Here is a 26,944-nt window from a genome sequence, read left to right as displayed (position 1 = left end):
TTATCGTGGCAATTCATTTGCCAACGGTATAAGCATGAACACTACCTTTGACGAACAATCAACACTATAGTAATTCGGAGGAAAAAGGAGAGGTTATGTGTGCAGGGACCTATAGCCATTTTCAGCGATAACAACAGGGCTATTGATTATCCCAACGTAGTTTATTTCTATGAATATGTTAAATGCGAGAGCCCAGATGAAGCTACGGCGTATGAGAATGCATCCTGTTGTCTGATCGACTACAGAGAGCCAGAGGAAGCTGTGCGGGTCTCGAATGAGATTCGCAGTAGATTTCCAGAAATGCCACTGTTAATCGTAACCGATGTAACGGCTACCTTCAGTGACCAGCACATGGTTCAGATTACCGGATTCGGTCGTTTGCGCTTGTTATTCTGGCAACCTAACGACAACGAGAAGATGCTGTCCGAGATCCAAAGCCTGCTCTACCCGGAGTATTCGGGAAAGGGACAGCATATTGCCTTCATTCTGTCGGTGTATAACGAGGAGCAACGTTTTGTGCATGTTAAGACCTTTGCCGAGCGGTTGCAGGCTTTTATACGCAGTCAGATTGTGGAAGGCTCCATTTATCTCATTGATGATGGCAGCCACGATGAGACCAATACGTTGATCCGGGCGCTAAAGTCATCTACGGACTTGTCCGTCAACCGGATCAATCCGAACTTCAGTCCACTGCTTCAGACCCGGGAGTTGGATCGCAATACGCGCAAGGCAGGTACTTATCTGGAAGGAATGCGCTCGATCGGCGCGGATTACTACGTCTTCGTGGATGCAGATGACTCTTTCTTTATTGAGGACATCGCCAGAATCATCAACGTGGTTAGGCAGGGCTACTACGATGTTGTAATTGGAACCAAGGATATGACAGCCGAGAATCGCTCTCTATTACGCTCCGTGGTCAGCTTTGGCAAACGTACGATCTCCCGGCCGTTTCTGCCAGCAGGTGTGATTGATTCCCAGACAGGACTCAAAGTCATGAGCTCCGTGGCTGTGAAGCGGATGTTCCCGTATCTGAAAGAGCATCTAGGGCTCGCGCTGGATCTGCAAATGATGTATATTGCCAAGCGCCTGCAGCTGCGTGTATTGCAATTACCTGTGAAATGTATTGACCGGGACGGATCGCACATCGACGTGCTGAAGGATTCGCTTCGTTTCCTGCGCTCGATGATTGATATCTGGCGTCTCGATCGGCGGGTGAGATGACCACGTTACACAAGCGATTGCGTCCATTAATGTTTCCTATTTTCAACGTATTGCTGAACGGCTTCAACTTCTTCTTCCACATTGCTGCGAGCTGGTACCTTACCGGACAAGCCTATGGCCAGGCAAATGCACTGTTAGCGCTGTTTGCTCTGCTGTCTGTTCTGGGATTATCGCTACAACTGATGATCGCCAAGCTGGTATCCAAAGGAGGCCCGGACGAGTCGCCGCGTCATCTGCTGCTAGGGACACTGTTACTAAAGGCTCCTTTGCTGCTCACGGTGCTGTCCATGGCTCTGCTAGTGCTGGTTCATCCAGTGCTGCGTTCGGTATTAGGCGTCGAATCCCTTCCAATGTTCATGCTGTATAGCTTGGTTGGGCTTCATATTCTGGTCAGCTCCTGTCGGGGAAGCCTGCAGGGCAGGGAACGTATGCTGTCTCTTAATGTGAATTACTATATTGAGGTATTCGGCAAGCTTAGCCTGTTTTTTGTGCTGGTTGCATGGGGTCTGAAGCTGGAAGCACTGCTGCTAGCCAGCTGTGGGGGGATGCTATTGTCACTGCTTCACGGATGGTTCGTCTCGTCTAGAAGCGTATCCTTCAGCGGTAACAACAGGGGCCGTATCTCTACCGGGCTGTGGAGAGCACTAGGTCAGGATTTCACGGATAGCCTCATGACCAATCTGTTTATCTTGTTTTGCATTTCCATCGATATGCTGTACGTGCAGCATTTCTTTCCTGAGCAGGCCAGCAATTATGCGATTGCGCTCAAGTATAGCCAATTGGTGTATTACGTCTCATACAGTCTGATCGCAGCATTTATTCCGAAGCTTGGCGCGCAGGGTCATGACCGTCAAGCTGTTGCCAAGCTATTAGCCATTTATGCAGGTTTAATGGTTGCAGCAGCTATTTGTGTATTTGTAGGCACAACCTATGTCTTCCCGTGGTCCATACCGTTGTTATTCGGACCTTCGTATCAAGCGGCGGAGGTATTTATGCCATGGGGCGGATGGGTATACTGGCTGTTCTCCATCATATTGTTCTTCGTCCACATGCATGTATTGCTGGGTAGACGCAAATTTATGATTGGCTTATTAGCAGGAGTTGCCGTGCTACTGAGTGCTTTTCATATGGTTCACAGAGAGCCTTTGGATTTCTTGCTGTCGCAATTGGTGGTCTATGGCGCCATGGCCCTCTACTTCGTGGTGGATGCCTATTTCTATTTATCCAAAATCAAGATCAGGGGGTCGCTTCATGAGTACAATATGTGAGCAGGACGACATCACCGTCGTTCTACTATTATCCTGGCGTGATATTCGTTCACCTAAAAGCGGGGGAGCGGAAATATTTACGCATGAAATGCTCAAACGTTCACGGCAAGCTCGTGTTCGCTTTATCCATTTTTCGCCCCAATACGAGGGGTTGCCTGAGGAAGAAACCATCGACGGCGTAACCTATATTCGCAAAGGAAATATAGCGAGCGTCATTGTTCATGCCATGCGCTATTATCGTCGTCATCGCACAGCGATTGATTATGTCGTGAATCAGGCGAATACTCACCAATTCTTTACCCGATTCTGGGTGGAGTCCTCCAAGCGTATCTTCTTTATCCATCAGCTAACGAGAGAAATCTGGTTCGAGAATGCCAAATTCCCGTTACATGTGGTTGGTTATCTCTTGGAGCCCTTGATGCTTAAGCTGGCCCGGAAGGATCGTACACTTACAGTCTCTCCCTCTACGCGGTATGACCTGCTGAAGCTGGGGTTCCACCCGGATCAGGTGCACCTGTTGCCGGAGGGGATTGAATTTGAGCACTGGGGACGTGACCAATTTCTGACCAAGGAGCCGAATCCCACCTTTATGTATGCTGGACGATTTGTGAAGTATAAAGGGATTGACCTGGCCGTTGAAGCCTTTGGCAGACTTAAGAAGAACTATCCGAATGCTGTACTCTGGATTGTTGGCAAAACAAACAAAGCCTATGTAGAGGAACAGTTAGTGCCGATTATGAAGCAATATGGATTGACTTATGGAGAGCCAGATGAGCAGGGGCAGCCGCAAGCCGATGTTACCTTCTTCGGATTCGTATCTGCCGAGCTTAAGCTGGAGCTGATGAGTCGTGCCCATGCGCTGGTATTTCCATCCTTGCGTGAGGGCTGGGGGCTGACCATTACCGAGGCGGCAGCTGTCGGGACTCCAAGCATTGTGAGCAATTCGCCTGGACTAGTAGATGCTACGGATTTCGGAAAGAGCGGATATCTATGCTTCCATGGTGATGTGCGCGGACTATCTGAGCAAATGGAACGAGCGGCGAAGGGTGGCGAAGAATACTTGGCCATTCGTGAGCGGGCGTACCAGTATGCTTTGAAGTTTCATTTTGATCATACGGCAGTCGCATTGGACAAGCTGCTGGAACAATGGATAGAGGAGGCGGAACAGAGTGGACAAAGCGGTCATTCTCTTCTCCACGTACAACAATGAACGGAACATAGAACCATGCCTGCGAAGCTGTATGGGGCAAAATTACAAGGATCTGCACATCGTGATTGCCGATGACGGCTCAGAAGATCGAACGGTGGAGGTCATTCACACGCTGGCTGCGGGGAGCTCAGTGCCTGTTACGGTATTAGAGCTTCCTCATGGAGAGCGCGGAGTCGCACGAGTGAGGGCGGTCGAGGAGGCCCGGCAATTGGGCGCCGACTACATACTTGTACTCGATTCGGATATGATTTTGGCGGAGAATTTGATTCAGCAGGGCGTGGAGTATTTTGACGATCACCAGGATACCGGTGCACTAGTCATTCCTGAGGAGGCGTACACCGAGGCAGATAACTTCTTCTCGAAGGTAAAGGTCTTTGAGCGCAATGTAATTAATAATGCAGGAGAGACCTTGGGAAAACGCTCCATAGAGGCGGCACGCTTCTGGCGGATGAGCTCCTATGAATCGACAGGTGGGTTCAATGCGGAGCAGATTGCTTTCGAGGAGATCCAGCCGACACTGCGTTATCTGGAGGCCGGTGGAGTTATTCGCCGTGCAGTATTTACACGAATCTATCATGACGAGAAAAAGGTATATCTGAAGGATGTATTACGCAAAAAGGCCTATTATTTCTCGGTGATGGATCGGACGATGTCATCGGAGGAGGGCGGATGGCGAAAGGCACTGGAACGCTGGTACTTCTTCCGTCCAGTGCTGTATACGTGGGGGAATGTTAAGCGTTATGTTCGTCATCCGTTATTGACAGCAGGCATGCTGTGGATGTACGTCTGCCTGACTGTAATAGGGGGCGCCGCCGTCTTAAGAGGCGGCAGCCGTAGCTCAAGCGATCTCGCTAAGGCGGATAAGGCGTAGGGAAAGATGTCCTACATTCAGCGTATCTACGGTGTAAAGGTCTGGATCGGACGATTCCAGTTCGTCATGTGGTATGAAGAGTGAATGAGCGCTTAGCTGTAGCCCTTCACCGTCAGGATCACGAAGTGAGCTGCCTACAGGATACAGATCTGCAAGTGCCGCGTGTGCAGCCATTACGGTATGCCGATCATTCAGCAGCACATAAGGCCGATAAGGTGCATTAAGAATGCTGTCCAGAAATACCGATAAATTGGAAGCGAGGTTCTGATCCGCATACATGTTGCTGCGATTAAGGCGAGCCTGACTCAGCGCTTCATCCAGTATCTTCTTGAGAGTATCGTCATCCAGCTCTAGCGGCTTGGTCAAAAAACGGAACACGCCAACTTGATTAATCGCTGCCAAAATGGACTGCGTATGTAAGTGACCTGACAAAATAATCCGTACGATATGTGGATAATCTTCCTTGATCATACGAAGAAATTTAAGCCCGTCCAGACCTGGCATAAGCAGATCGGATACTACTACGTCTATCGGTTGTTCCTTCAGCACCTGTAGTGCTTCCTTAGGTGTATTCGCGGTATGCATGATGAATGCTTCTTGCATCAATGTCCGTTCGAGAAGGGACAGAACCATAGGGCTGTCGTCCACAAACAGAATGTTTTGGGGTGTCATAAGAAATACGCAACTCCAATCACAAAGCAAGGAATGAGGTACTACATGTATAATATCAGCGTTTTGGCATTTTTGAAAGACGCCAATACAGAACGGGCGCTCCGTCAGTTCTGTGAACGATTCGATTCTGCGGAGCAGAAGCTGTGGGAGAAGGGCATGCTCCTGCTGCACCAATACCACGCTGCCGGGCATGCGAGTATGACACTGACCGTCTCCAGCACCCTTCAGCATATGGATGATCGCCATGAGATCTACATCATTGATCTGCGTGAGTTCAGCGAAGAGGAGCTGGATCGAACTTATATTGGGAAAACCTGTGAACTGATCTTACTGACGGATGGGGAGACAGAGACGGCTGCACGCTTTGCCGCACTCCAGCGCAGAACTCCCCGGCTGCTATGCGCGCGACTGCCACTCGTCAGCTACGAATTGGAATGCTTGATTCAAGCGGTTCTGATCCGACTCGAACAAAATGGAAAGGACAAGGGAGCATGAAGCAATGGATTTTATTAAAGCCGGGCTGGCAGAAGGCGATTACGTATCTGATCGTACTGTGTGTAACGGTCATCCTGGCTGTCGTGCTCCAATGGCTGGTCATGCGGCAATTCAGCAATCACTTGACGGACATACAAAGCGAGCGACTTCAGTATGAAGTACAAGAGCTGTCTGCCAATATAACGGAGCGATATGCCGCTTGGGAGAGTGAATTGAAGGAGCTGTCGGCAAGTCTGGGCGCAGATGTGCTGAACCAGGGAGATCGTCAATATTCCGAGGGATGGAAACGCCAAACAGGGATCTTCTACGTGCTGGACGAGCAGTATCGTGTCATTGCTGGACAGAACAATCCCGAGATGACAGGTGCGGTGCGGCAGATTCAGTGGCTGCAGAACGGCTGTGCAGTAAGTCCTTTTGTAACGGAGGATCATCAGCCTGTTCAGTATATGGTTTGCAGAATTCCAGGAGCCGAGACGGGTGGATTCATGGTGCGCACGATTGATGCCGTCATGCTTAGTGGAATTATTAGAAGCAAGCCGGTCCATCAGCATGAGGTCTTATTTTACAATAATCAATTTAAGGTTGTGGCCTCTCGGACTGAATCCGAGATCAACCGCACGGATATTACGGACGTCACCCGAAGACTTCTGGAGGGCAATACAGGCGTCATTGAGGTAGACCAGAAGAGCTACGGCATAAGCTTCAGCCGCATTGGAGAAGAGGCGCTGTACATTTCGGTGGAGGATATCAGCCAGGAGATTCCTGAACGGATCGCTTCCTTTCGCACACAGCTATGGATGGTGCTAGCCGTACTGCTTCTGTTGCTCTGGGCCCTGCTTGTCCAGTTCCGTAACCGAACGGTGAAGGATGCCATCGTAAATAATCAGGTACGCGATCAGCGGCGTGATGAGGATGTTAGGCAGCAGCAGGACACGTACTATTTGCCGCTAATGCAAAATATCGAGCAGCGGCTGCAGGTGCTTCAGGAGCAGACGGCTCAGCTGACGGGTGGAGATGACTTGAAGCTGCTAGGCTTCTATCATGATTTGGCCAATCGCTTTGAAGCCTCCTCCAGTCAAGGAAAGGGAGCCACCCATGAGGAGGTCGAGTATTTCCGGGAGATCAATGATACCTTCATTCAGGGGCGACTCCGACAGGAATCCAACTTGGGTGAGCTACTCACGGAGGTTCGCACCCTGCGCGAAGACCTGCAGGAGAAGATGAATGATCATAGCGGAATTAGCTTCACAGACCTGAATGAGGTGCTGACCGAGTCGCTGAAATGGGCGAAACGAACGTTGAACATGGAGGATATCCAGGTGGTCCTGCGCCAGGAGCCTGTTCCATCCATTGCGGCCCAAGCACCGCTGTTGTATAAGACGATTCAGGGACTGCTGGAAAATGCAGTGCAAGCGATGGAGAAAAAAATCGAGCAGACAGAGGGTCAGGACAAAAGTCGAGCAGGTCTGCGAGCGAGGCGTAAAGCACAGATGCTCAAGGTCAGCTCGCGGCTGGAGGAGGGAGAAATCATGATTATCATCGAGGATACGGGCGGTGGTATTAATGATAAGATGCGCTGGAACTATTTCCAGCCGGATTATTCCCAAAATCCACAAGAGCAAGCATTCAGTCTATATAACATGGATGCATATCTGAAGACGATCGGCGCACGTCTGAAGCTGCGCAATACAGATCAAGGCTTGCAGGCAGTTATCCGCTTGCGACGTTAAGTACGGAAGCTCAAAGCCGACAGAATCGTGTGAATTTCAAGAGAGGGGGCAGAGGCATGAGAAAATGGATATTTCGTTTCCGCTATGATCTGGCGGCTATGGTGTTGATGCTAATCGCCATAGTTGCTTATCTTGCCCCCATCTATGAGCCAGGACAAATTGTGTTCAGTGATATTGCCTTTGGAGCCACCTCTCATCGCTATCTGGAGGAAATCATGGGGGTATGGAACGAGCGTTGGTCCACCTCCACCTTGTTCAATGCCCCCCGTATCCTGTATATTTTGCCGTTCTATGGGCTGTCCTTGTTATTTGATGAGAGCGGGCCGATACTACTGAAATCCTTCATCACGGGCTTACTTTTTACATCAGCATTTTCGATGTATGCCTTTGCCAAGCGTCTCGTGAGCGTATACTACTCACCCAGCTTCACGAAGACCCGCATATTTGCTATTATGATCGGCGCATTGTTTTATGCGCTGAATCCCTGGGTTATTTTCCGCATCCAGCACATTTATCTGCTCTGTGGGTATAGCTTGTTTCCGTTAATGCTGCGCTTCTTTTTTAGTGCGTTTGATCCTAAATTTCAAATTCAGCTCATTGCTAACTATAATCCACACAAGCTGTACCAACGAAACTGGATTGATCTGTTTCTGCTGGCTGCGGTATTCACGGTCAGTGCAGCTGCCATTCACTATTTCTTCTTCGGGATGATCTATCTGGGCTTGTTCGTGATGCTGTTGTTGATCAAGCTGACCTGGACGTACCGTAAAGCCGGACGAGCTTACATACAGGCGCTATACGGCAATTTTATACGCAAGGGCCTCATTTTTGGTGTGTTCTTTGGCCTGCTTAGCTTCTATTGGTTGTCCCTCTACGTGGGCAGCATCCTTATGAATGCCCAGGCTTCCCAGCACAATATCAATGTGGTAGATACGTTGTCCTTATTCAGCCGGAACAGCGGTCTATCGAATGTAGCTTACTTATTAAGCTATTGGTGGCCGATGTTCTCCTTCTCCTTACTGCCTGCCGTATTTTATATTGGCGGAGGATTTTTGTTACTGCTAATCGGCTACGCTATGATGACCAGATCGCATAAGAATCCGATCATATTGATCTTCTCACTGCTTACGATCTTGTTCATGATTGCAGCGACCGGAACGACGTTCCCGTCGATTGCGAAGTGGTTTGTTATTCTGGTCACCAAGACACCCGTGATCGGCTCAGTATTCCGTGATCCTAACAAATTCATTGGACTGCTGGCGTTGAACTTTGGGGTATTGCTGACCTTTGGTGTGATTCAGTTCATGGAGTGGTTCGGCTCATCACCTTTGCAGCGTACCTATAAGAGGCTGGCAGTGGTCATTGTCGTGGTATGTCTCGGTGTGTATGTGGCTCCCTTACGTACCCAGTTCATTGAGGGCTACTACAAACCGGTTCAAGTTCCACAGGAATACAGCCAGATGGCTGACAAGCTGACAGACCCGGAGCGCTTTGACAGCAAGGCATTGTATTTCCCGATTGCCGACAATATGATCCAGAGCTACAACGGAGTAGCCACGCCAAGCTGGAATAAAGGGAAGACGGCTAACGAAAAAGCAACTGGAGATTTTCAGGTGTATTCTTCCCCCAAAAACACAATTTTCCATCATGAAGGGAACGACCCCGGAATCACCTATTATCTGAATTTCCTGCAATATGTTATGGATCATGGTCTAAGCTCCCGCCTCGGTAACCTGTTTTCAGCCTTTGGGATCAACCAGCTAGTCTATCATGACGAATATGTGGGGCAGGAGAAGCGACAGGATTTTCACCTGTCTCAGCTACAGGCTCAGAGCGGAGTGAAGAATACCTACAGCAATGATATTTTCTCTATATTTAATCTGGACCAGGCACCTCCATATATGAACATTCTACGGAGTAAAATTGTGACCCCGTACGGGTTCAGTCGACTGGAGAGCTATAGCCATCTACCAGGCTTTGATTTCAGTCGCTTCGGTGTCTTGTTCAGTGCATTAAAGCCAGAGCTGAACACCATCCAGATGGTAGGCAAGGACGACTACGTGGAAGCCATGTCCTTTAATGATCTCCTGCTATCCCAGCTTCCTGCGGAATATTACCTGCGTCCTTTTGATGCGATCGAGGATGGCAATGCTTTTTTGAAATGGTCCAAGACCTTTACCTCGACAGGGGAGTGGCTGTGGTACTTATCGTCGCAGAACATCAAGAACTTTCCATTTGATATGGAGTTGGATGCGGGAGTTGCCGTCACCTTTGCTACCCAGAAGCTGGATGTGGCTCCTTATCAGATGAACAGTATTGAAGGGAAGACCGTTCTGGATTTTGACTCCATGCTGCGAACGGAGACCTTCTTCAAGCCTGATAATCCACAGTTGTTCAGTGTACAAGCTAATCCTCGTGAGGAATTAAATGATGTACCGACGCTGCAGGGCGAGATCATGAAGGGGGACCCGAGCAATATATGGCAGGTGGCCAGATCGGGCTTGCTGGAGGCCGAGGAGAATAATCCGTATCAGTTCAACATTACGGTCTCTGGTCGCGGGACGAACAAGATGCACGTGAAGATGAGGTTTTATGATAAGGATATGCGTGAGCTGGGGGTCAGCTATGTGGTTGCACCCTCGGAGGGATATGATTTTGATAGTGTCAAATTTTATGGAGAGTACGTATCGCCGCCCGGCAGCTATTGGATGCGTATGGATCTGCTGACACTCCAACGTCCTCAGCAAAAAAACTACTGGTGGATTCATGATATCCAGCTGCGAGATTTGGGGCAATACAGCAAGCCTAACTCGTTCACCATGCACAAGAAGCTGGATCAGCAGCAGAGCTCACGTGTGTATGCCAGAGTGCTGATGAACAGAGCTGGCGGGAAGCTGCAGGTTACATTACCGGATGGAGTAGTTGATATTGGTACTCATGATGAAGGCTTGAACCAATTCCAATGGGTAGACCTGGGAGAGCATACCTTCCCCGAGGGGGATTCTTCAATTACGGTGTATAATCTGCAAGGCTTTAATGCCGTTAACCAATTTGCGATTGTACCTGTGGACCAGCTGGATATTCTGTCGTTTCCAGTAGAGCAGGCATTGAAGCGTGGCAAGCTCTTCTTCACTCTGGAGGCCGAGAATGATTTTGAGCTGCAGGGGAATGTACAGACACAGCGAGCGCTGCCACGGCTCAGTATGGGACGAGGAATCAGCTTCCAGAAGGGAGCCTTGAGCAGGGACGTGGAGGTCGTCAAATCAGGAACATACTCCACAGCCATCTTGGCCGATTTGCCCTCAGGCTATCAAGGCGAGCTGACGATGGAATGGATGAATAAGGAGACAGGTGAGCTTCTGACCCGAAAGATTCACACGGATGAGTCGTATAGGCGCTTACCGGCTACCTCTGCATCAGAGCTGCAGGTGATGGAGACTGTGCCTTATCAGGATGGCTTCTCGAAGCAGATCATAGAGGTGCCCGGTGTCTTGAGTAATTATGGACGAATTGAATTCAAGGATCTATTTTTCCCTAAGGGGCAGTACCGCTTGTCTCTAAAGCTGGATAGCCAGGTCCCAGCCTTGAGCACCTTTGCAGATATTCACCGCATGGCGGGGCAGGAAGTGAAGTTGATGCCGGGGGGAGATACAGAGGAAGCTGTAGCAACGAATGTAGGCTGTGTACCGGATTTCCGTCCGGGTCAAACAGAGCTGTCTTTGAAGGATAAGGAGTTGTCTATCCGCTATGCAGCAAGCTATTCCTGTGACTGGAACATTTATGCATCTCATAAAATGGAGGTGAAGCCTCTTCAAGAGTATTCCGTTCAGTTAGATGCGCGGTCAGAGCAAATTGGCAGTCGGCATATGAAGATCATTTTCCTGAATCAGGAATCTCAGATTCTCCAGACCTCATACATCGACGAGGTAGAGGAGCGGGATAAGGAGCAATGGAACCATTATGATCAGATTGTGACGGCCCCTAAGGGAGCCACTTATATGCAATTTCAAATTTTGGCGAATGTAGACAAGAAGCAATCCGGATTATTTCAAATGAAAAATTATTCTATCATTCCTTATCAAGCGATGATTACCGTAGATCAATTCACCCTGTTTGAGGGGAGCGATCTGGATACCTTTCTTGTAGCTCCTAATGCTACCGAGAGCATTCAGACCAGTCGATGGAGTGCCATGGAGTACGGCTTCACCCTCTATAACCCGACGCATCAGGAGGTACTGATCCGTGCAACCCAGTCCCCCAACCCCCTGTGGGAGTTCAGGTTGGAGGGGGAGCAGCAGCGAGCCCGTTTGTCTGTGAATGGGGTGACAAGCGGTTTTCTGACGAACGGTAGCGGCAAAGGTGAGGTGGTCATCATTCTGGCCTCCGCCTACCGATTTGGCTGGATCCTGTTCTTCATCGGGCTACTGGGTGGAGTAGCATGTGTGCTTCCTTATCGTTACTGGAGAAAGCGCAAGCGATGATGGTCGGGACCTAGAGCTCATATTTGTAGCCTCTACCCCAGACCGTACGAATGTGCTGCGGATTTTTTGGGTCACACTCGATCTTTTTGCGAAGGCTGGAAATGTGCACATCAATGGTGCGATCCAGGTAGGCTCTTTCTCCCCCTTTGATGCGGTCCATGAGCTCGCTGCGGGTATAAACCTTGCCCGGATTGCTGGACATCTCTTTTATAATGTCAAATTCGATCTGAGTCACTCCGATTTCCTGGTCATCGACGATCAGACTATGGCGGTAATCGTTCACCCAGACTCTTAGCTTTTTGTGCTTGGGGATTACCGTCTGCGCTTCATTCAGACTGCTGCCAGATCGGCGCAGCAAGGCTCTGATGCGGGCATGTAGCTCTATCAGACTGAAGGGCTTGCATAGATAGTCATCGGCTCCGTCATCCAGAGCCTTGATCCTGATGTTCAATAGATTGTTACTAGAGATGATAAGTATAGGAACCATGGAGCATTGGCGAATCTCGCTAATCAACGAGGACTCGGCCTGTCCAGAGAACATCAGATCGGTCACGATGATATCCGGCTTAAAACGCATCAGGGCAGGAAGAGCTAGCTTGTAGTCAAAAATCAGATCGGTATGATACCCTTCCTCCTGAAGATGGAGGGCGATCATATCTGCCAAATTTTTTTGATCTTCTATGATGAGTATTCTAGTAGGCATGACTAACATCTCCTGTGTGCACAAGTTGAAATACGTTGCACAACCATGTCACTGTTGCGCTGCTTCATACTTATGTATTCGGCAAAAATGTTAAATATAAATAGCTTCGCATAAGTAAAAATGATCCAATTATGGGAAAGGTGGTTTCGTCTTTGCGAATGATCTTGTTATCTGGAGGCTCGGGCAAGCGGCTGTGGCCTTTATCCAATGTGAACCGTCCGAAGCAGTTTCTATCTATATTACGTCATCAAGAACGACCGGAAAGCATGCTCCAAAGAATATGGCGCCAGCTGGAAGAAGCGGGTTTGGCTGCCTCAGCTTATTTCTCAACCAGTGGGACCCAGGCTGAGCTCATTCGAAGGCAAATTGGTGGAGAGGTAGTCGTCATAGAAGAGCCTGCTCAACGTGATACCTTTCCAGCAATAACGCTTGCTGCGACCTATCTGCATGATGTAGCTGGTGCCTCGCGTGACGAGATCGTATGTGTCATGCCAGTGGATGGCTATGCGGGCGATGATTTTTTTGAGCATCTGCGCAGGCTTCCTTCCGTGCTGGAGCAATCCGGGAGCGATCTTGCATTAATGGGTGCTGTTCCGACCGAGCCGTCGGATAAATATGGATATATTATGCCCGTGGCGAATGCTGGCCCTAATCAAGCCTTCTATCATGTAAGCTCGTTTGTTGAAAAGCCAGATCTCATCCGCTCAGAGGCTTTAATTCGTGATGGGGCGCTATGGAATTGTGGTGTATTTTCGTTCCGACTTGGCTTTTTACTGGATATACTGCAACAGAAGAAATTACCCACGGATTACACATCTATTTCGACAAATTATGCAGAAATTCCAAAAACTAGCTTTGATATTGCGGTTGTGGAGCAGACACGTCAGATCTCGGTGCTTCCATTTACAGGAGAGTGGCGTGATTTGGGGACCTGGGATTCGATGGTACGGGAGATGAGCTCTGAGCTTAGCGGACCTGGATTTATTTCAGAGGCTTCATTTGATTCACATATTATTAATGAATTGGACATTCCAGTAAGCATCTGGAACGTTCCTGGGATTATTGTCGTGGCGGGACCGGATGGCGTATTGGTGACAGATCGACAATCTTCTACAGGCATTAAGGATATGGTGGCGGAGATTGAAATCGGCCCTCGATTTGAAGAACGCTTCTGGGGTAAACAAACGGTATTATCTCATCAGAAGGCGGCAGATGGGTTACAGACGCTGACCAAACGTGTTGTTATAGCAGAGGGTAGAGGGATCAGCTATCATGATCACCAATTCCGAAAGGAGATCTGGACCATCGTCTCAGGAACAGGCAGCGTCTGTATAAATGATGTGACACAACGCGTCAGTCCTGGTGAGCTGATCGTTGTAGAGCCTGGGGTAAAGCATTCCATTATGGCGATTGAGGGGGACTTGGAATTCATTGAGTCGCAGATCGGACATATCGTGTCAGAGACAGATATTTGCAGATATGAATTTGCACATCAGGATTAAATCCATTTTTGTCAACAATAGGACTCATATATTGATTCAAAGGACTGAAAGTGGACATAGAGGAGAAGAGAGAACTATTTTTTTGCGCATGCCTTTCTTCTAAATTTTAACTGTCAGTAAAATTAGTGAATCGCTATAATGCATTGTATAATGCGTCTTAATCGAATTATGCAAATGGTTACGCAGGAGAAGGAGAAGGTATAATGCTGAAGAAATGGCCATTACTATTCCTAATGGGGATAATCGTATTAGCGTCTGCAGGCTGGACCAGCGGTGTAGCACATGCAGGCTATTATTACGAATACACTTGGGATAAGTACAAGGGGACTGAGCTCAGGACGTTCAAGCTGACACCTGTGCCTGGAAGAGAAGGCGTCATGGAGCGGACAAAGTCTCTTGCTGCTATTAGCAAAAGCGCGAATGTATATGGGGGCTTCAACGGCTTCCTGACAGGGAGCAACACGGGAGTGGCAGTTAAGAGTGTAACGGATGGCGTGTATACATATTCAATTACGGATTCTGTATATCATACAGAGCCGCTAATCGTAGATTACGCTAGCCCAACCAACGAAGGTCATACCGGGTGGAACGGAACGGAGTCTATCCAGATTTTTATGAAGGGATCTGAGGCGGCAGCTCTGGCAGAGCAGTTTTATGAGGGGACCTCAACGGATGGACGCTATCATTTTAATACAGATGAGGTCTATCTAATTCACTTCTGGCCTAGCACGGGACAGTCAACTTCGATTGGGATGACGGCTGAAGCACTCGTGGAGGAAGGCACGGCTACATTGATTAACCGAGTATGGGTTGGTCAAGTCAAAGACAGAGATCCTGCGGCTTTCCCCCAAAATGGGATTTTAGAAGATCACTATTATATCTATAAGGGATCTGAAATTAAAAAAGACTAAAGTCGTGCGGAAATATCTGCAGGTCAGAACGAAATAACAAACGAAATAACATTTGTATTCTTCGAACCACTTGAGGAAACAGGTGTTATTTCTTCTTTTTTACACTCCATATTCAATTCTGGAGAAAAGATTCCGATAACTCAAGTATATACAGTGTGGTGTATGGAAGTTATGAAAATCCGTTCTAACCCAAGAGAATCATTACTATGGAGACTCATGCAGAGCAGCTTAGTGCGAACTCGTAAGGAGGTGCAATGATTCCCAATAATGAGTAATGAAAAAAAGTTGAAAGAAATGAAGCATTACATGGCTGGGTTACTGGCTGTCTGGCTGCTCTGTATACATAGTGCAACTATTTATGCCGACAGGTCCTTTAACGATATCGAGCATTCCTACGCAGCGGATGCCATTGAGACGATGGCTGCGCAAGGATATGTTACGGGCTATGAGGATGGGAGCTTTCGACCTTTATATTTTATTTCGCGTCAGGAATTTGCCAGCATTTTTGCCAAGACCCTGCAGCGAACATCGAATAACAGCAACGCAGCTTCTTTTCGTGATGTATCCCTCTGGGCTCTGCCTTATGTACAGGCATTGCAGGAAGAGCGTATTACGAAAGGAATAAGTGAACAATTATTTGGTGCCAGGCAGAATTTGACTCGTCAGGATATGGTCGTTTGGTATGCCAGGTATTTTGGCGTCTCTGAAGATACCCAAATGACCAGTATTCCAAGCTTCGTGGATCAATCGGAAATATCAGATTATGCACGAACTAGCGTATGGTTGATGGAGCGTTTGGAATTAATAGAGGGCGATACGAGTAGCTACTTCCATCCGAAGCAATATGTGACTAGGCAGGATGCCACATTGGTCGCTTATCGGATCTGGCTAGGTGGGGATAAGGTGAAGGATCGTGCCCAGCGCTTACGAGCAGGGGATGAGGCTGAAACGACGGATCAGCCTAACAATCCATCGGAGCCGGACACTGGGGCCACCAATGTCAAGCCTCTGAATCCGGACACCGGGAGGTCCAAGGATCGTGACTCTAGGCCAGTGACACCAAGGCCGCCGGTAACACCACCGGGTCCAGATCCAGGACCCCCGGTGACGCCACCGGGTCCAGATCCAGATCCACCGGTAACACCACCGGGTCCAGATCCAGGACCCCCGGTGACGCCGCCGGGTCCAGATCCAGATCCACCGGTGACGCCGCCGGGTCCAGATCCAGATCCACCGGTAACACCACCGGGTTCAGATCCAGGGCCACCGGTGACACCACCGGGTCCAGATCCAGGGCCACCGGATGATGATGGGGATTTTGTTGTGGATGAGGTTGTCATTAAGGCACCTGAGCTGGTGAATGACACGAATACGTATCCTTCGTATCAGCTGTCATTTGAGCTCTACAATAATGGACAATTGGTCAGCATTCCCCCTGACAGTGTCACCAGTGTTACCTACACATTTAGTGATACATTAGGCGTGTTCGATCATCAGGGCAGAATAGCACATGCCAATCATATTCCGTCAGCAGGTAGCGCTATTCCTGTAGAGATGCGTCTAACCATCGCCCAACCTTATCAGGTGCTGGTAGCCCAGACCCATCTGATTGTGAAGGAGAAGGAGCCTTTACCCGAGCCTCCGAATGTAATCAGGTCGGTATATTTAGATACGTATACCATTGCGGAGGCTGCTAACCTAGATCCTGCTGCCTGGGGGATGTCCTTCGTCTTTCATAATGCTCAAGGAGAGGTTATAGACCCTGGCTCGTTACCATCTGATTTGAAGATTCGGATAGAGGAATCTACGGGCGTGTTTGATGAGAATGGGAAAATCGCCAATCTACATCTCATTCCCCCAGTGAACTCGGTCATTCCGTTCAAAATCAAGGTGGATTCAGCCTCCCAGGGGGTAAGTCTCATAGCGGATGGGGAATTAGCGGTAGTACCTGGAGCAAGCCAAAAGCAGTATTTTGCTGTTTCCATTATGCTACAGGGTAGCGCGACAACGGTAGCACAGATCGAACAAACCCGTCAACTGCTGGCGGATCGCTTTGGTCCCAACATTAAAGTGACATGGGCTATGGAGAATGGCTTTGTGTTTGTAGATGCCAATCGACCACAGCTTAGCAAGGTGTTGGAGTATGTAGATCAATTCGACGATGAAGTCGGAATTCTGGACGGGTATCCGAACAATCTATACGAGCTTCCTATCTGGGAAATGCGTATGGGTGAATGGCTGTACATGTATCGGTATAATGCACTCAATAATCTGCATCAGTCCGGGACAATGGGATCGCCATCCGTGTTCGAAAGCATGGACACGGACCAATATCGCAAATATCTGCCAAGATCTCTGACCAGCTTCACAGTCAATCCCGAACAGACCCAATGGCTTAAGGATAACTACAGAATTACTTCTGCCATGGGATGGTCAGCTACACAATATAATGTGAACGGGATGTACGGTGAGGGCTCGCCTTTGATGCCGTACTGGTCCCATGAGAAAAATCCTATGGTTCCTGCACAAGGGATTGGCGATATTAGCGGTACCGTATTTATGAACTCCATCACGATTGATCCCATTGGTTCAAGGTATACAAGTGATTCTTCACGCTGGACGCTTCATCCAGGTGATCCTTACGTGACAGAAACGGATGCAGCACCACAACTGTATATAGCACAGCAATATCTGGATAATCCTTATCAGCGTCTGAATACGTTGAATTACATGTCCATTATTCTTGATATTCATTCGCTAGCGAACAACAACAATATGGCTCAGATTTGGCAAAACTTCGTGCAGCACTTCCCGGCTGACCGCGAGATTGAAATCGTGGGTGTGGATGGGCTCAAACAGGCTTACACCTCATTAGCCGGATCGAATAATAGCCAAACGGAGTTTACTCTTATGTTTAGAGGCTCCGGCATTCAAGCGGCTATGGATTCCAATCATTCCCCGGCGAATCTGCGTTACTTGTGGACTGAAAATGCTTCACAGCGGATCATTTTATCCAAGGAGGATGGGGACACGGCGTGGACGATTATTGATTTTACAGATTATACCCGCAGTCCCGTTCCTGTTACACCGTATAACCTGGATAAAGATGAGGATATAAGCTATGTTACGGGGAGAAATTTCAAGCTACAGCCTACAGCGCCATTAACAGCCGAAGAAATTCAGCGTATCAAGGAACGTTTGCGGGACATCTACTTTGCTGAAGATGTGAATTATCAATAAGCTTACGGGCTACTTACAGTAGACCCTAGTAAGGATAGACAAGAATCGAGAGCGAATTGCTGTCGGTTCTTGTTTTTTTGCATTGTTTTTTGTATGAAGCTCTATGAGCAAGAAGCCTATGCTGCAATAATGTACTATAGCCAGTTCTTCGCTTGGCGTAAGATTCGGGTAACATCATAACCGGAGGGTACCATGAATCTTATTTCCTTTATAATCTATTGTATAGTCGTCACTTTCACCCCAGGACCGAGCAACATTGTGATTCTATCCTCAGCCAGACATTATGGGGCAGGTAGAACCATGAATTATGTATGGGGAGCTACGTTGGCCTTTGGCCTCCTGCTTGCTAGCTCGGCGGGGCTAAGTCATTTGCTCCGCGAGAGTCTTCCATATCTATTGGATGGCATGCGTATTGTAGGAAGTATCTATATGGTGTATCTGGCTTATCTCGTCTATAAAATGGGCAATGTCGAAGGAGGCTCAGGAGCGCGCCCCGGGTTTTTTACCGGATTTGTCATGCAATTTGTGAATCCTAAGGTCATTCTGTTCACGTTCACCGTGTTACCTGGATATGTCCTGCCTTACTATGATTCGGTGATCGCCTTGAGCCTGTTCGTGCTGCTTGTTACGGTAATCGGCTTCATGGCCTATACCAGCTGGGCTGTATTCGGGGCTCTGCTAAGACGGATGCTGAATCGACATCTCAAGCTTCTGAACGTGGTAATGGCTGTTTTTCTAGTCTATTCGGCTATTATGGTATCAGGTCTTATCTAGCAGTGGAGGTATACATCAACATGGAAATGTTCAAATACAAAAAATCCGCAGATATTCTCTCGCTGTCTGCCAGCTTTACTGATTTTACCTATAAAAAGCATGCACACGAGGAATACGCCGTTGGCGTCACGCTACGGGGAATTCAGCAGTATCATCTGGACGGCCATTATCAGGCTTCGCATAGAAGTGGAGTCATGCTGTTCAACCGTGAGCAGTATCACGATGGCAGCTCCTTCGATCGGGAGGGCATTGATTATGTCATGCTGTACATCCACCCTGAATTGTGCTCTGAAATTCTGGGGGCCAAGGAGCTCCGCTTCAGCACACCTATCGTCTATGATATCCGTCTGGCACGTCATATTCTCAACCTGAACCGAGCGATCCATAGCGGTAGAGAAGAATCGCTAGTTAGTGACCTGACGTATCGTCTATTGCATACGCTGTCTGGAGTCGATGGAGAAGCAGTATGGAATCGGGCCAAGGATACGATGTTCGTAAGCCGCGTGAAGGACATGATGCATGCCAATATACATGATGTACTGCATTTGGAGACGGTTAGTCAGGAGTTCGGGATGTCCAAATATCAATTTATCCGCGAGTTCAGGTCGCAGACGGGAATATCCCCCTATCAATTCTTTCTGAACATCAAGGTGGAATATGCCAGGCAGCTCATTGAACGCTCCAGGGATGTATATACTGCTGTGGCAGGCTGTGGATTCGTGGATCTCACCCATATGAACAAGCATTTTAAACGGATGTTCGGCGTCACAGCCTATGAATATAGCATGCAGCTATAATAATACGAAGTCTGAACACCATGCATGCGTGAATCAGCATCAGGAAAACAAATGAAGTTAAAGCGCAGCTAATCGTTATGATTCATCTTCATTTTATCGACGTTGTTCTATTCGAACTGTAACGTCACGGGTTACATGCTGTTCTTCCTCGAACCAGGATTGCACCGCTTCATAGGATGGACTTGATAATGAAGCGATCTCGGCTTTGAATTGCTCGTTGTCGACCCATTCATACGATCGTACCGGCCAAGTTGCTTCTTCCATCAGTTCTTCAGCATCTTTGGTCAGCACAGGTGAAAGGAACTCCCAGCGCTTAAGGTCAACGGCAAATATGCGATGGCGTGTGACCAGCCCGCCTTCGTGATCAGCGTAACGAAGCAGCAATTGCTCTTGATTGGGGGACAGCTGAGTATCCTGGAAGATACCGTCTGGCATCGGAAGAGTACGAACTCCATCGCTGCTGATGCTGATGAGTAGCGTGGAGCAGGCCTTGTTGCCACAATTATACTTGAGTAGCGCGAAGGTTCCGGTGGACGGAATACCCAGATCAAGGTTAACGAGCGTAGAGCGACTCCATTCCGTCCATGGGTTCTGTTGCTCTGACAAATATTCCTCATAGATAGGCAGATCATGAATATCAATAGACAAGCTGGCACCATCCGGTGTATGCAGCTCCAATGCTCGCGGAGCCGAAGCTACATTTGATGCTGAAGGTACTGAGGATAACGGTGCACCTGCGTACGTCTGTTCTTGTGTCTTACGGTTAGCGTTCGTGTCTTGGCCATGCGGCACTGGAGTAACCTCTCCTGCACAGGCCCCGATCAAGGCTGCAAGCAGCAGGCACAGGCAGGAGATCATAAGCTTTCTCATGTTCTGATTACCTCTTATTCGTGACGGCTCCAACCCGATATCCTTTTTCACTCAGCCGGGTAGCTTTGACGATATGAGTCGCCAAGCTGGGGAAAAGGCGGACAAGGCCTGGATAGAGTCGATTCATGGGGGCAAAAGCTAATTTCTGCATATGGCGTGCTCTTCTTAGCAGCGCGGAGAATTCCAGTTCGGCTTCCTTGGTGTAGCCCTGCTGCCATTCCATAACATTAACAGTACCACGCAGATAAGCTTCGGTCCAGTGTGCACATAGCAGGGCAGAACGTAGCGCGATGGACATTCCATCCCCGCTAAGAGGCGGAATCATCATCAGTGCATCCCCGACGTGCGGAAAGTCTGACCAAGGCTGTGGTTGCACAGAGACGCGGAGAGGGGCCACAGAGACCTGAGTACCGTTGATCGGTACTCCTTGGGCAAGCCGGTCTGCCAGTGAGGCATTACCTTGTGCGGCAGCTGACAGAATGTCTGGCACAGATGTACCGCTTCCTCGAACAGCCTGCAGTGGCAGCAATGCAGCAACATTGACCCGCCCTTCCTCAATTGGAGATATCCCTACATAGCCGCCTCCGTTGAAATATAGCTCCACCCGATCAGGAATATCTATTCCACTGTAATGGGATTTCACTCCTACATAGACGGTTGAATCCCGGAAGGAATCGGAGCCAGAGCAGTTCTTAGGCTGCTTGGTCCCATACGCGCCTATGACTGCCTTTGCCTCATATCGAACCTCCTCGGGGCCTTGTCTGACGGTCACCTCATATCGCTGAGGACCCAACCTGCGAATATTCTGGACCGTCCCTGTTACGATCTCTGCTCCGGCAGCAGACAGCTGTGCGTGCAGAAGGCGGTCCAGATGGTAACGGCTGATCCCGATGGCCTTACCTGGTAAAGGCGCTTCGATCTTTCCGCCGTCTGGCAAAATGATTCTGGCATGACTCATGTGGCTTGGCCCGGGGGCGTGAGCATGGATGTGTACATCCAGATAATCGAGCATTTCTCGTGCTTCTGGTGACAGGAATTCTCCACACGTCTTATGGCGGGGAAACTGTGCACGATCCAGAACCAAGGTCTGAAATCCCTGACGTGCAAGCTGTAGCGCACAGCTGCTCCCCGCGATACCAGCACCTATTACAATCACTTCTCTGTACAACATCCGCTTGCTCACCTGCCTTTCCAATGGTATATGCATTTGTGAACGGTCAGCCGCTAGCCTACAAAATACGATTGCATGTCATTTCCGCATGTGTGCAGGAATGACGACAGAGTACCGAAATAGGGGACGCCACTCGTAGCTCATCGTTTCATGCTGGAGCTGTCTTTGCAGCTTTTCCCAATCCTCAGCTCGGAAGCCTTTCGCTACCGACAGTGGACCATCATGGCGAATAAAACGGTTTCTCGATAGGATACGGGTCGTCAGCCAGACTGCTGTGTAGGCTATCGGATGCCGATGAATGTCGTTAATAACAACCCCGTAGCGGGACACCCTCAGCATATGAGCTACCATTGCCAGGAGCTGTTCACCGTCAAAATGATGAATGAACTGTGAGCCTGTTACGATATCCGCAGCCCCGTCCTCAAGCTCGCGTAGGTCAGCTTGGCGTACTGTAATGCGCGGTTCCTCCCGAAATAACATCCGTGCTTCCCCGCAGGCCTCGGCTGTAAGGTCCACCAGTGTAATTTTTAGCATAATATGATGTCGATCAGCCCACTGCAGTAGCTTGTGATTGACATCACCGGAGCCGGCTCCTACATCCAGAATACTGAGTCTTGGAGGGCGGCCTACGGCATTCCACAGCTTCTGTACACCGACGAGAGTGGGGCCAGGGGCTGCAAAAATACGATTCAGCCTTCTCAAATGACGCAGGGCCTCATGTAGCTCCTCACCCCCCAGTGAGAAATCATCCATCAGCTCCTCTTCCTGAGCCCGAACAGACAAGCTTCTAAAGAACGGCATGATCTGGCTCCCGTATAGATGGCGTGCTGCTGGGCACATACGTGAAACGCATCAGCTCAGCTGTTAAGCCCGGACCAAAGGCCATCGCAACGCCAGAGGTTGCATTCTGCTGCAAAGACTTCAACTCATCACGCATGGCCTGCAGCACGAACATAATCGTGGCTGAGGACAGATTGCCAGCAGTTCTCAGAATCTCCCGACTGAACTTGGTCTGGGCTGCAGTCAGTTGGAGGACATCCTCTACCGCATCCACGATACCTCGTCCTCCCGGATGAATGGCCCACAGCTCAGGCAGGGAATCGCCTTGCAGCAAATTCTGCAGCTCATTCTCCAGATAAGCAGCGAGCAGCTTCGGAATACGTGGAGAGAGGTACAAGTCAAAGCCCGTATTCCCCACCTCCCAGGTCATATCTGAGGTTGAATCTGGCAGCAGGACAGCGTAACCGCTCCCTAGCTCCAGATAATGCTCATGGCGATCACTTGGCGCACCGATGATGCAAGAGGCTGCACCGTCACCAAAGAAGGAAGCAGCGAACAGAGCCTCCCGATTCAGAGCAGGCTGGAAATGAAGGGTGCACAGCTCAACACATACAACCATGACACGAGATTCGGGGTATCCCTGAACGACATCCCTAGCCATCTGAATGGCTTTCAGCCCAGCTGCACAGCCCTGAAACATTAGAGGTAGACGATTGACACGTGCTGACAGTCCCAGTTCACGGATCAGCATCACATCGAGCCCAGGCAGATATTGTCCGGTACAGCTGACGGTAATGAGGTGTGTGATCTCAGCGGCTTGATGTCCAGCGTCTGCAAGGGCTTTTACGGCTGCTTCCATCGCAAGTGGTAGTGCGGACTGCTGATATTTTTGCATGCGCTCTGCAGTGGTCGGGACCTGAGACGAATCCTCGGCAGGCAGATAACGACAATGTTGGGCTTCGCCCAGATAGCTGGCATCACAGGTATATCGGGTCTCTACGCCACAGCTTCTGAAGATTCGTCTTGCGAATCGGGCCAGATCAGGACGGTCGTGCAGACTGGAGGCAATTAATTGTGCAATATCCGACTGGGGCACAATATGGGCTGGCAGGGCTGTGCCTAATCCAAGAATGGCTGTAGCAGGTTTTTCGCTGCTCATAACGGTCATAGGGGACCTCCTCATGGACAAAAAATGATGAAGAGCGCGCAGTCAAGACTATGAAGTCATGGGCTACACGGCTTCAAATAAGCATGTTCCATATTTACCCTCAAGTGTTCTGCGGGAATCTGATCCGTAATGAAAAGGCGCTGTGTCATCACAATAGGCTGGGTGGAGTGTGATGTATTCCATATCCATATGTAGTGCGAGTCCGATGGAGTTAGAACAAAGGAAGCCCTGAGCTAAGTTTGGGCAAGCAAGAGGGAGGGGAGGGGGATGCAGGAGCGGCAGTGGGCAGAGCTGACGTGATCTGCTGACGCTCGCTGCACCGGTGAGCGTTATTCGGCGGGTGCTTCAGGCAGAATGGCGCGGTGCGGAACAGGGGAGGTTAACACGATGGAGGTGTTGACATAGCTGTAGTTCATAAGACGGTCCACCAGTTGACGTAGCTCGTCCATTCCATGCACGGCTGCCTTGATGATATAACCGATATGACCTGTAACCCGATGGCACTCGATCACATCCTTTTCCGTGGCGACCATGCTCTCCCATTCTACTGGGGACACCTTCAGGTCACTGATCTGAATGATGAGCAATATTCCTCGCCCAACAGCAGCAGGGGATACCTTCGCCGTGAAGCCTTCAATGACACCTCTTTCCTGCAGCCGATGCAGCCGCTCTGTCACACTTGGCCGACTTAGTGCCATTTGCTTGGATAGCTCACTGACTGTCATGCGTCCATCCTCCTGAAGTAATCTCAAAAGCTGCATATCGATGTGATCCATGTGTTAGCTCCTTCAATATGAAATTATGTAAAGTGAAAAACGTACATTTTACCAGGTGAACCTCGCAAAATTCATGCTATTTAGCATGTGTTTTGCTTATTTCGTATTATATCATGTAAATATGCAAATTGAACGGCGTGGTCAGCAAATATAAATAGAGAGCTGCATACGTAACAATGGCAACGGCCAACTGATGGCATACAGCAATCCAATGGGGACTGTTGTGTTCATATGAGGAGTGAAGGATGGAAGATGAAGCTGGATGTGAAAAAATATTTGTACTTGGTATTAGGCTGTGTGCTGGTGAGTGCGGGACTGGTTCTGTTAAGACATTCCCATGTTATGACGGGGGGAACAGCGGGGCTGTCGCTGACGATTAGCTATATCCTGAATGCACCGTTTTCCTGGGTGTTCTTCTTGATCAATCTCCCGTTCTATGGTTTCGCTATCGTTAGAATGGGCTGGAACTTTACCTTGCATACGGTGCTTTCGGTCACGCTGGTGACGCTGCTGTCAGGACTCGACAAATTCCTTCCCGTATTTGAGCTGCCTGTATTCGTCGGCACCGTGGCTGGCAGTATACTATGTGGTCTGGGGCTCTCCGTGCTGTTTATGAATCGGACTTCACTAGGTGGAGTAAGCATTTTTGCTCTCTATATGCAGCAAAAGCGGAACTGGAATCCGGGTGTGATCAATGGGGTGCTGGATACAACGATTGTACTCCTCGGTCTCTATTCTGTAGGGCTGCTAGAGGGAATTCTCTCCGTTCTGTCGGTAGTGATCGTGTCCGCTATTATTAGCTATTTCAAGAAGAATTTCAAGCCGACCACGGCCCCGAAACATCAGCAGCAAGCAGTGCCCTATCGTGGAGGGCGCGAAGCGGAGGCTTGAGGATCGGGTCAAAGGATTATTAACCGTGGCTTAGTGATTAAATATTACTGATTAAAGGATTGCTTTGGCTTCATTACAATGAATAGGCATAGAGAATCGGGCAGCCGATCCTTTATGCCTATTCGTCTGTTCGTTGTGGCAGGGTTGGTGTCAACAGTGACATTTGCTAGAATGATATCAGACTAATTTTGGGTACGCGGTAGCCACGTTAGCTGTGTTAGCTGCGTATAGCTGTACAGCAGAATCGTATTAGACTGACATATCATCCAGTGTTCCATCCAGCGCGTAATCAAGCATGTAATCAAGCATGTGACACGGCAAGGAAGCGTAGCCTTTCGGGTGGCTGGTTATATTATAGAAGCTGCAGGAGAAAGCAGAGGAAAAAGGAGAATCATCAATGGAGAATCTTGTACTGTTTCTAATCGGCATGCTCGCTGCAATTAGCGGAGCTATCGCTGGTCTTGGTGGTGGATTTATTATCGTGCCTGTACTGGCATTCATGTATACGCTGCCTGTATATAATATTTCAGGTACAGCGATGGCGGTGCTGCTCGTGAGTGCGATCTCAAGCACCATCTCTTATGCCAGGCAGAAGCGAATTGATTATCGCAGCGGACTGATCTTTTCCATTGCCATGATCCCTGGCTCAATTCTTGGGGCATGGACTACGAGCGTAGTAGCCAGTCGCGTGTTTTTCATAGCTCTGGGTCTCTTTTTACTGCTGATGGCTGTTATGATTAATTTTAGACCGACCAGTAGTCGAGGAGGCTTTCTGAAGCCTACCACCTCCAGAATATTTGTGGATGCTACCGGACTTGAGCACAGCTATTCCTTCAACATCACCTTTGGATCTGTCGTTGCTTTTTTTGTCGGCTTTCTCTCCAGCCTGTTCGGTATTGGGGGAGGCTCCGTCATGGTGCCGACGATGATTTTGTTTCTGGCTTTTCCGGCTCATATTGCAACAGCGACGTCCATGTTCACGATTCTGTTGTCTTCTCTGGTCGGTACGGTCTCGCATGCTGTATTGGGACATGTATTGTGGGGAACCTTCGTCTGGCTGGCGATTGGGGCCTTGCTGGGAGGTCAGATTGGCGCACGGATCGCTTCCAGAATTCCGGCCAAGCTGATCATTCGGGTGTTGTCTATTTGTCTATTCATTGTAGCGATCCGTTTGATGTTCAAGGGATAGGATGAAGAAAAAAGTTGACACTGCACGTTATGCCCGCTATATTAAAATACAAATTCTTGAACTTATCCAGAGAGGTGGAGGGACTGGCCCGATTAAGCCTCAGCAACAGATCCTTATGATACTGTGCTAATTCCAGCAGACACAAGAGTCTGATAGATAGGAGCGGTTGTGTTAGGGAAATTAATGGCGCACTCCTGTTTTAGGAGTGCTTTTTTGCGTGCTTA

At 49.1% G+C, this 26,944-nt stretch carries 21 protein-coding genes and 1 riboswitch; of the genes, 14 read left to right on the top strand and 7 right to left on the bottom strand.

Annotation, left to right across the window (positions count from 1 at the left end):
* Positions 1-99 precede the first annotated feature (99 nt).
* The 4 genes from MKX74_RS20170 to MKX74_RS20155 are packed head-to-tail and all read left to right on the top strand — an operon-like array spanning position 100 to position 4,570.
* Positions 100-1,221 (top strand): glycosyltransferase, encoded by a 1,122-nt coding sequence (locus MKX74_RS20170; RefSeq protein WP_018885057.1) that lies wholly within the window; start codon positions 100-102, stop codon positions 1,219-1,221.
* Between the two features lie 29 nt (positions 1,222-1,250).
* On the top strand, positions 1,251-2,489 hold the full coding sequence (locus MKX74_RS20165) for a transporter (protein ID WP_341179616.1): 1,239 nt from the start codon (positions 1,251-1,253) through the stop codon (positions 2,487-2,489).
* Positions 2,473-3,699, top strand: coding sequence for a glycosyltransferase family 4 protein (locus MKX74_RS20160; RefSeq protein WP_341179615.1), 1,227 nt, complete (start codon positions 2,473-2,475; stop codon positions 3,697-3,699). Before MKX74_RS20165 ends, MKX74_RS20160 begins: the two co-directional genes overlap by 17 nt.
* Positions 3,659-4,570: a glycosyltransferase family A protein gene (locus MKX74_RS20155; RefSeq protein WP_341179614.1), complete on the top strand. Its 912-nt coding sequence runs from the start codon at positions 3,659-3,661 to the stop codon at positions 4,568-4,570. The genes MKX74_RS20160 and MKX74_RS20155 overlap by 41 nt, the downstream gene beginning before the upstream one ends.
* On the opposite strand, the gene MKX74_RS20150 is transcribed toward MKX74_RS20155, so the two are convergent.
* Positions 4,538-5,242 (bottom strand): response regulator, encoded by a 705-nt coding sequence (locus MKX74_RS20150; RefSeq protein WP_341179613.1) that lies wholly within the window; start codon positions 5,240-5,242, stop codon positions 4,538-4,540. The genes MKX74_RS20155 and MKX74_RS20150 overlap by 33 nt on opposite strands.
* A gap of 45 nt (positions 5,243-5,287) precedes the next feature.
* Here MKX74_RS20150 and MKX74_RS20145 point away from each other — a divergent pair, with 45 nt between their 5' ends.
* The 3 genes from MKX74_RS20145 to MKX74_RS20135 are packed head-to-tail and all read left to right on the top strand — an operon-like array spanning position 5,288 to position 11,948.
* Positions 5,288-5,737, top strand: a complete 450-nt coding sequence (locus tag MKX74_RS20145) for a hypothetical protein (protein WP_341179612.1) — start codon at positions 5,288-5,290, stop codon at positions 5,735-5,737.
* Positions 5,734-7,467, top strand: a complete 1,734-nt coding sequence (locus MKX74_RS20140) for a sensor histidine kinase (RefSeq protein ID WP_341179611.1) — start codon at positions 5,734-5,736, stop codon at positions 7,465-7,467. The genes MKX74_RS20145 and MKX74_RS20140 overlap by 4 nt, the downstream gene beginning before the upstream one ends.
* Positions 7,468-7,523: 56 nt before the next feature.
* Entirely contained in the window at positions 7,524-11,948 is a 4,425-nt protein-coding gene (locus MKX74_RS20135; protein WP_341179610.1) for a hypothetical protein, read from the top strand.
* A gap of 10 nt (positions 11,949-11,958) precedes the next feature.
* On the opposite strand, the gene MKX74_RS20130 is transcribed toward MKX74_RS20135, so the two are convergent.
* On the bottom strand, positions 11,959-12,651 hold the full coding sequence (locus tag MKX74_RS20130; protein WP_018885049.1) for a response regulator transcription factor: 693 nt from the start codon (positions 12,649-12,651) through the stop codon (positions 11,959-11,961).
* Between the two features lie 158 nt (positions 12,652-12,809).
* Between MKX74_RS20130 and MKX74_RS20125 the strand changes: the two genes are divergently transcribed.
* The 5 genes from MKX74_RS20125 (at position 12,810) to MKX74_RS20105 (ending at position 19,875) form a co-directional block, all read left to right on the top strand.
* Complete coding sequence (locus tag MKX74_RS20125) at positions 12,810-14,153, top strand: sugar phosphate nucleotidyltransferase (protein ID WP_341180620.1); 1,344 nt, start codon at positions 12,810-12,812, stop codon at positions 14,151-14,153.
* Between the two features lie 203 nt (positions 14,154-14,356).
* Complete coding sequence (locus MKX74_RS20120) at positions 14,357-15,064, top strand: hypothetical protein (protein ID WP_341179609.1); 708 nt, start codon at positions 14,357-14,359, stop codon at positions 15,062-15,064.
* A 267-nt stretch (positions 15,065-15,331) separates the two neighbouring features.
* A complete protein-coding gene (locus MKX74_RS20115) occupies positions 15,332-18,304 on the top strand; it encodes an S-layer homology domain-containing protein (protein WP_341179608.1) in 2,973 nt (990 codons plus the stop codon).
* A 192-nt stretch (positions 18,305-18,496) separates the two neighbouring features.
* Positions 18,497-19,078, top strand: a complete 582-nt coding sequence (locus MKX74_RS20110) for a LysE family translocator (protein ID WP_341179607.1) — start codon at positions 18,497-18,499, stop codon at positions 19,076-19,078.
* A gap of 20 nt (positions 19,079-19,098) precedes the next feature.
* Positions 19,099-19,875: an AraC family transcriptional regulator gene (locus tag MKX74_RS20105; RefSeq protein ID WP_341179606.1), complete on the top strand. Its 777-nt coding sequence runs from the start codon at positions 19,099-19,101 to the stop codon at positions 19,873-19,875.
* 93 nt (positions 19,876-19,968) lie between these two features.
* On the opposite strand, the gene MKX74_RS20100 is transcribed toward MKX74_RS20105, so the two are convergent.
* From MKX74_RS20100 to MKX74_RS20080, 5 genes are all read right to left on the bottom strand, one after another.
* Positions 19,969-20,745 carry a hypothetical protein gene (locus MKX74_RS20100; protein ID WP_341179605.1) on the bottom strand — a complete coding sequence of 259 codons (777 nt, stop codon included), beginning with the start codon at positions 20,743-20,745 and terminating at the stop codon, positions 19,969-19,971.
* 7 nt (positions 20,746-20,752) lie between these two features.
* Positions 20,753-21,901: an NAD(P)/FAD-dependent oxidoreductase gene (locus MKX74_RS20095; protein WP_341179604.1), complete on the bottom strand. Its 1,149-nt coding sequence runs from the start codon at positions 21,899-21,901 to the stop codon at positions 20,753-20,755.
* Between the two features lie 93 nt (positions 21,902-21,994).
* A complete protein-coding gene (locus MKX74_RS20090; protein WP_341179603.1) occupies positions 21,995-22,717 on the bottom strand; it encodes a methyltransferase domain-containing protein in 723 nt (240 codons plus the stop codon).
* On the bottom strand, positions 22,704-23,864 hold the full coding sequence (locus MKX74_RS20085; protein WP_341179602.1) for a type III polyketide synthase: 1,161 nt from the start codon (positions 23,862-23,864) through the stop codon (positions 22,704-22,706). Before MKX74_RS20085 ends, MKX74_RS20090 begins: the two co-directional genes overlap by 14 nt.
* Before the next feature lie 329 nt (positions 23,865-24,193).
* On the bottom strand, positions 24,194-24,640 hold the full coding sequence (locus MKX74_RS20080; protein WP_018885039.1) for an Lrp/AsnC family transcriptional regulator: 447 nt from the start codon (positions 24,638-24,640) through the stop codon (positions 24,194-24,196).
* Positions 24,641-24,871: 231 nt separating this feature from the next.
* Here MKX74_RS20080 and MKX74_RS20075 point away from each other — a divergent pair, with 231 nt between their 5' ends.
* Together MKX74_RS20075 and MKX74_RS20070 are read left to right on the top strand one after the other, a co-directional pair.
* Complete coding sequence (locus MKX74_RS20075) at positions 24,872-25,531, top strand: YitT family protein (protein ID WP_154659017.1); 660 nt, start codon at positions 24,872-24,874, stop codon at positions 25,529-25,531.
* Between the two features lie 397 nt (positions 25,532-25,928).
* The gene (locus MKX74_RS20070; protein WP_341179601.1) at positions 25,929-26,720 is read left to right on the top strand and encodes a sulfite exporter TauE/SafE family protein; all 792 of its coding nucleotides are present in this window, start codon (positions 25,929-25,931) and stop codon (positions 26,718-26,720) included.
* A gap of 59 nt (positions 26,721-26,779) precedes the next feature.
* A riboswitch (SAM riboswitch) is annotated at positions 26,780-26,883 on the top strand.
* Positions 26,884-26,944: the final 61 nt, after the last annotated feature.

Source organism: Paenibacillus sp. FSL K6-1230 (assembly GCF_038002385.1).
Taxonomy (GTDB): domain Bacteria; phylum Bacillota; class Bacilli; order Paenibacillales; family Paenibacillaceae; genus Paenibacillus; species Paenibacillus massiliensis.
This window is presented reverse-complemented; position numbering and strand designations above follow the sequence as displayed.